This is a genomic window from Pseudoalteromonas sp. Z1A6 (genome assembly GCF_011378745.1).
Taxonomy (GTDB): Bacteria; Pseudomonadota; Gammaproteobacteria; order Enterobacterales; family Alteromonadaceae; genus Pseudoalteromonas; species Pseudoalteromonas arctica.
This window is the reverse complement of sequence record NZ_WTKW01000244.1, coordinates 1-6,480: the sequence shown is the minus strand read 5'-3', so window position 1 is coordinate 6,480 and position 6,480 is coordinate 1. Positions and strand designations below refer to the sequence as shown.

Genomic DNA, 6,480 nt, shown 5'->3' with positions numbered 1-6,480 from the left:
AACCAGTTTGTAAACCCATACGCGGCTAAATCAAAATTATTTTTTGACCAAAGTGCAAGCTGGTTATACTCAGAATCAAACACAACATACCCTTTGTAAGTTAAACTTTGTGAAACCTGACTCTGCACTAAATTGTTAAGCTGCTCTTTTGTATAGTTATTTTGGCTTTGCAAAAAGCCTGCAATAACTAAATCTTTTTGAGATATATACAATCCTTGATTATCAAATCGCTCTAATGCATTAAATAACGTTTTACGTAATTGCTGGGTTTGTTGATTGTAGTTACTTTGCAGCTCCTTTTTTTCAATAGTATAAAGAAGTAATGCAGTGAATGAGCATAATACTAATGCAATTAAAAATGCGACGGGCGCTAAACTAAATACATGAATATACTTTTCACCATAATTTTTTTTCTCAGGCTTAGCACTTTGATTACTTACTGAATCTGAATTTTTATTTAACTGTGTCTGTAATAATTGAGCAAATGAAATAAACTGATCTTTTTGTGAACCTATTAATGTTTTAGGTGCTAAATCGGCCATCAGCACTACGCCAATTAATTTATTAGTGACACTATAAATTGGATATTGTGCATAAAAACGAATTAATTTGTGCGTGTTGTTTGATACATCATCAAAAAAGGTATCTTCAAATAAATATAGTTTTTCTTGTCTACAGCGTTTTTGATAGCTTAATAACTCATTTTCGACGCTTTCTTTATCGTTGCAGGTTATTAACTGCTCTGAATAAACTTCTCTAAAATCGATAAATTTAACAATTGGAACATCATAAAACTGTTTTAGTAGTGTTAGCGTTTCTTTAATTTCTGTTGATATTTCATCAGTTTGTGTATCTGCTACATTAGCATGTGAGGTAAATATATTTGAGGCGTTCATTGACGTTCTCCTTCCCCTTTAGGGGGAGTATGTATCCACGTTGTACTGTTTTGGCCGCTGTGTACTGGCAGTAAAACTTTAAATGGTGGTGTTAAGCTACTAAGTGCAGGTTCGCCTGTAGTGATATTAATCACTTGTTCTGCATTAACTAAATTAAGTGATGTTTTGCAATATGTAATGCCTGGCTCAATCCCTATTAAGCTCAGTGTTTCACTAATAATAAGGTTATTTACTAAATCAATACCGGCGAGCTCAAATGTAGTTTGTAAAATAGTGAAGACGAGTGTCTCTACAATGTTTTCATCTTCTTCTAAGCGTGTCCCTTCTGGGCAGCATATAGTGCCAAGCTCTATATCAAAGTTTGTTCCTATAAGAACGAACTTAAGCGCTTTAAGTGCATCTTTTAAGAGGGATTCTACTTCGGGTAAATATAAATCAAGTATATCGCCTTGCGATTCGTACCCTGCTTGGCATGTGTCACATGATAGCGCCAACTCTCGACCGTCGGTTCCTACAAGTGGACGACCCAAAGCGGTCAAGCCAACTAAACAACTGCTGTCGGCCGGTTGCTTATCTATTTCAAAGCTTTCACAAGGTGAGCCTGTTACTACTTTTTGTGATACATAACGAGATAGAATTTGTTCACTATTAGCAGGGCATTGTTGTGGCGTACTTCTTAATAACTGACCAATAACGGTATTACCTAACTGCCCTATTGCATAATTTGGACCTTGCTGCAGCGCATTTATATAACTTACATTACCGGTATTATTTAGTTTACTCACACCTTGGCTGTCTGTTGCTTCATCGCTTAAGCCCTTTAAACACGGATTACCTTGGCAATTTGGAGCATCGTAATAAACAGCTTCTCGTGAGGTAAACCTATCATCTCGTATGCCAATTAGCGCTCTGTATGTGCTGTTTGCCCCCCGGTCTGTATAAAAAATTAGTGGGGCTTGGTGCTCATCAAAACTTACTGCAATACCGAGTGGTCTATTGTTAGCATCAACGACAGTAATTTGATTATCTACCTTAGTTTGATGGCGCTTAATAAGGGCATCCCTGACTAAAATAACCCCACCAATTGAGCCAATAATTAAAATTGTTATAATTAATATAAGCTCAATAGTAAGTATGTACCCTTGTTGATAATGCTTTTTCATATCAGGCTCCTATAATACTTCTACAAGCATTTTAAGTACGTTCATTACTTGTAATGCTGCGGGAAAAAACACCAATACCAAAAACATCGGAAAACAAATTAAGATAATGGGAAAGGTCGTGTGCATCGCTTTTTTGTTTACCTTTTTAGCGAGTAAAATGTTCTTTTTTAGAGCTAGGCCTTCAAGTTGAGCCTCTACTGCTTGGATAAGTGGCGTACCAAGTTTTGACCCTATTAACATTAAGTTAGCGAGCTTTTTAATTCCTAATACGCCGGTTCTTTCAAAAAGTGAATTAAATGCAAATTCACGATCTTTACCTGCGCTTAGTTCGAATAAAAATAACTTTAGCTCTTTGTATAATGGGTGTTTTTGACTTAATCCATGATCAACCGCCAGTGCAAATGAGCGCTCTAGTGAAAATCCAGCGCGCATGTAAACCAGTAACACCCGTAAAAAAAACTCTAAGCTATTATTAATAGTGGTTTTGCGTTGATTTTTACGTAATAAAAACCAGCATTCGGGTGCAAAAAAACACATAAAACACAGTAACAATTTAATCGATTGGCTCAGCTCATAACCTGTTAGTTCTATAACCGTAAATGCACTAAAAGTAGCAGCCACTTTGAAGCAGTACAGACTTATTAATATTTTATTAATTTGAATCCCTGCTTGTCTTAGTTGACGTTTAGAGATGATAATTAGCGGATACCAATTAATGTTTTTAGTATCGGGTTTATCTAATTCAACTTTAAGAGATTGCCTATGAATATGGATAAATGAGCCCATACTTACTAAAAGTCCGATAAGTAAAAGTATATCAATCATAATGTTACCCTTAAGCTAAGGCGTAGCCATAAAAAACCAAATAGCTGACAAAGAAGCGCAACCGTTATAAATGCAATACCATTAGGGTCGTTTAATAATGGTTCAAACCAGGTTGGATCGGTATAGCTAAATAAAGGAATTAGTGCGTAAGGTAAAAAACCACTAAATACAGCAGCGTATTTAGTGCCCGAAAGCTTAGCTTTTAGCTGTTGGCGGTCGAGGGTCCGAAGCGACATCATGTTGCATACGCTTTTTAGCATGTCGGTTAAATCACACTGGCTTTGTGTATGTGTAATGATGCTATGAGCAAACAATCTTACGGTTTCGCAGTTGTATCTTTCAATTAAAGGGGCAAACGACGTTTCGGCATCACTCCCCATGCTAATGCGTTGTATTAGTAAGGTGCTTTGTTTTTTTATATATGGGTCTGCATGTTCATCAGCAAACTGCATTGATTGCTGTAGCGATAGCCCAGTGCTTAAACACGATTGTACGGTTTCAATAAATTCTAAAAAATGATGCTCAAATTTTGCTAATTTATAATGAGCCAAGTCAATCACAGTTATAAAACAGGTTACAAAAACCACGATTGAAATAATAAACGCGCTGGTTGATGCCTCTGGATAATATAATTTAGCTAAAAACCATGAACTACTAGAGAGCGAGCACGCCATGCTTATAAACCAGGCGTTACTTATGTTTAAGCCTAGCACTCGTAGTGACAGAGTAAGTACGTCTTTTTCTTCTAAAATATCTACTTTTTTAGTGCCTTGGCTGCTTTTATTTTTAGCATACAAAGAAACCAACACACTAGTTGCAAGTACAAAGGTTATAACCGCCGCTATAGCTAATAAATAATCAAGTTTAGTCATTGTTAGCCTCCGGGTTATTGTGCAGTAATGCTTTTAATTCTTGTGCATTTGCGCCTTGGCCTTTCATAAACTCAATAACACTTGAGTTATCTATTAACTCACTTTGTACTGGCTCTGCTTCATTAATACTATAAAGCGGGCTAAAATGTGCGCCGCCATTAACACGCTTAATTTCACCAATACTTTTTAGAGTTCGGGTGCCATTAGTTGAGCGAGAAACATGCACAATAAGTTGAATACTCGACGCGATTAGCGAACTTGTATGGGTATCGCTCAGTTGTGCATTGTGTAACTGCACTAAGGTAGATAAACGAATAACGGCATCATTTGCACTGTTAGCATGTATGGTCGTCATCGAACCTTGGTGACCACAGTTCATTGCTTGGAGCATATCAATTACTTCGCCAGAGCGTACCTCTCCAACAAGTATTCTATCTGCGCGCATTCTAAGGGCTGCTTTTACTAAATCTCTTAGGCTTACTGCACCTTTACCATCGCTGTTTGTGTCGTGAGCTTCTAATTGCACAACGTGGTTGTGATGCAAATTAAGCTCAGCACTTTCTTCAATGGTTACAACTCGTTCATTTGGGTTAATTGAGTTAGCAAGTACGTTTAATAATGATGTTTTACCTGCCCCGGCATTGCCACACACTAAAATATTAACGCCTGTTTTAACTGCGCTTTTTAAAAATGATAAGATGTTTTTATCTAAAAAATGATTATTAACTAAAAAGTCATCGTTTATTTTTTTATGATTAAACTTACGAATCGATACAATCGCGGCGCTGGTACACGCAGGCGGTACAATAATATGAACACGGCTACCATCTTTTAGTTTGCCATCAACAATTGGCATAAGCGCATTCACTTGTCGGCCACAACCATCAAGTAAGCGATCAACAAATCGGCGTAAATGGCGTTCGTCATCAAACTTACTGGCTGTGCAAAGTAGTTTGCCTTGTTTATCAATCCAAATATCTTGCGTGTCGTTTATTAAAATATCACTCACCTGATCGTCCAGCATAAACTGTGCAATAGGACCCAGACCCTGAATTTCATCAAATACAGCCTGAACAACCTGCTCTTGTTGGTGTTGATTAAATGAAGATTGATTAAATTGTGGAATTTCACTGCACAAAGCAGAGATTTTTTCGAGAACATTACTTGATAAAAGCGCGGTTGGTTCTTGTTCGTACTCTTCGATAACGGCATCATGCAATAGCTTTTTAAGCTCTTCAAAGGTACTTAAACTGGTTTGAACTTCTTCATGTTTGCTTGATAAATTAAACATAAAAACTCACTTAGCTACATATACAGCTTCATTTTTAACGCCTTTAACCACTTCGATTGTGCGACTGGTTTGTAAGCGTGAAAAGTTTTGCAAACGACCTTGTTCAATGTCATAAGCGCTATGCACAATAATTGAAACTTTGTCGGCGTTATCTATACCCGCCAACGAATAAACATCTTTTGGAAGTACCGCAAGGACTAATGAAACACCGCCCGTAGCAGAATTAGACTCTTTAGCTAAATTATCCATTACGCCACTTTTAGCGGCTTGCGATTTAGGACCTTTCGAAACACCAATAAGCTGTACATCACGGGCAACTGTTCTTACTAAGCGATTAGTTTTAGCGACTATGTCGAGTCGGTCACCTTTGTGTATGCGCGAAAGCGGAATATCTAAGGTGTTTAGTTTTAAAGTATATAAAACACGCCCTGCCGGTATGGCTTCTGATAAATTTTGGCTTTTCGCTCTAATAAAATCGGTGTCGAACAAAGGTTGTTCAACCATTTTATTAGTTGCTAATTTTTGACCAATTAATGCACGTGGGTTTTGAACGCTCAGTGCAATATTTGAATAGTTACTTGGATCTATACTCTTTTGCTCTACATCGTGAACGGTTACTGTTTGACCGGCCGACATATTTTTGTTTACTACCCAGGCTGTTACGCTATTTTCATCGCTTACCTGTCTAATGCCCAAAGCCGAAGCTAACATGCCAGAGGTGATGAGTAATGTGAGAGCCGCAGTGGTTGCGCCTTTGTTACTTTTACTTTTCATAATATTCCTCCAGAGTAACTTTCACTGCCACACTTTTGTGGCAGTGAGCCTTAAGCTTGGTATTCAAACCTGGTTGCCTTATATTGGGTACCTTGCGTTAGTTACCTTGTGAACCGCCTGCTGCTGTACGTGTTGCAGCATCGCCGCTTGGTGTTGCATTAACAAGTGCGGCACTTTCACTAAAGTCTGATGCAACAAAAGTGAATGAACTGCCATCGCCTGCGTACACATCAACTGAATCTACAAACCCAGAGCCAGACACTTCAGCAGTGCCTTCGGCGTTAATCATGCCGTCAAATACATAGCTTTGGTCAAGTGAGCCAATTGCTTCAGCTACATCTTCAAGTTCGCTGGTTACCGAGTCACGTAATGTAGATAAACCAATTACAAGTGCTGCTACCATTGAAGTAGAAAGAATGATTAGCTCTGACGTTAGTACAAAACCTTTTTGCTTTTTGCTATTTAAGTTATGTTTAATAGTTTTCATAATCGTAGCCTTTAAATTAGAAGAGCTTATGCTCACTTTACATATTGCGAGGACCATGCCAGCTATAAATAACTATTAAATACAGTTGGTTATGTTTTTAATGGTTACTGTTTATTAGATGTTTTAATTTTTGATTTGCAAAATGCAAATCAATATTAAAAATATTTTAGAT

At 37.5% G+C, this 6,480-nt stretch carries 6 protein-coding genes and 1 pseudogene; all 7 read right to left on the bottom strand.

Features of this window, described 5'->3' with window-relative positions:
• Positions 1-896: pseudogene (locus GQR46_RS14400) on the bottom strand (histidine kinase); the annotation flags it as partial.
• Positions 893-2,059, bottom strand: coding sequence for a hypothetical protein (locus tag GQR46_RS14395; RefSeq protein ID WP_165741302.1), 1,167 nt, complete (start codon positions 2,057-2,059; stop codon positions 893-895). The gene GQR46_RS14395 and the pseudogene GQR46_RS14400, both read right to left, overlap by 4 nt.
• Positions 2,060-2,068: 9 nt before the next feature.
• Positions 2,069-2,884: a hypothetical protein gene (locus GQR46_RS14390; RefSeq protein ID WP_007586675.1), complete on the bottom strand. Its 816-nt coding sequence runs from the start codon at positions 2,882-2,884 to the stop codon at positions 2,069-2,071.
• A complete protein-coding gene (locus tag GQR46_RS14385; RefSeq protein WP_165741301.1) occupies positions 2,881-3,756 on the bottom strand; it encodes a type II secretion system F family protein in 876 nt (291 codons plus the stop codon). The genes GQR46_RS14390 and GQR46_RS14385 overlap by 4 nt, the downstream gene beginning before the upstream one ends.
• Positions 3,749-5,047, bottom strand: a complete 1,299-nt coding sequence (locus tag GQR46_RS14380; protein ID WP_165741300.1) for an ATPase, T2SS/T4P/T4SS family — start codon at positions 5,045-5,047, stop codon at positions 3,749-3,751. Before GQR46_RS14380 ends, GQR46_RS14385 begins: the two co-directional genes overlap by 8 nt.
• Before the next feature lie 6 nt (positions 5,048-5,053).
• Positions 5,054-5,821, bottom strand: coding sequence for a hypothetical protein (locus GQR46_RS14375; RefSeq protein ID WP_165741299.1), 768 nt, complete (start codon positions 5,819-5,821; stop codon positions 5,054-5,056).
• A 97-nt stretch (positions 5,822-5,918) separates the two neighbouring features.
• Positions 5,919-6,308 (bottom strand): hypothetical protein, encoded by a 390-nt coding sequence (locus GQR46_RS14370; RefSeq protein ID WP_010552792.1) that lies wholly within the window; start codon positions 6,306-6,308, stop codon positions 5,919-5,921.
• Positions 6,309-6,480 lie beyond the last annotated feature (172 nt).

Excerpts from the sequence above, each read along its gene's own strand:
- GQR46_RS14395 (WP_165741302.1), bottom strand. The coding sequence starts at position 2,059 with ATGAAAAAGCATTATCAACAAGGGTACATACTTACTATTGAGCTTATA.
- GQR46_RS14390 (WP_007586675.1), bottom strand. The coding sequence starts at position 2,884 with ATGATTGATATACTTTTACTTATCGGACTTTTAGTAAGTATGGGCTCA.
- GQR46_RS14385 (WP_165741301.1), bottom strand. The coding sequence starts at position 3,756 with ATGACTAAACTTGATTATTTATTAGCTATAGCGGCGGTTATAACCTTT.
- GQR46_RS14380 (WP_165741300.1), bottom strand. The coding sequence starts at position 5,047 with ATGTTTAATTTATCAAGCAAACATGAAGAAGTTCAAACCAGTTTAAGT.
- GQR46_RS14375 (WP_165741299.1), bottom strand. The coding sequence starts at position 5,821 with ATGAAAAGTAAAAGTAACAAAGGCGCAACCACTGCGGCTCTCACATTA.
- GQR46_RS14370 (WP_010552792.1), bottom strand. The coding sequence starts at position 6,308 with ATGAAAACTATTAAACATAACTTAAATAGCAAAAAGCAAAAAGGTTTT.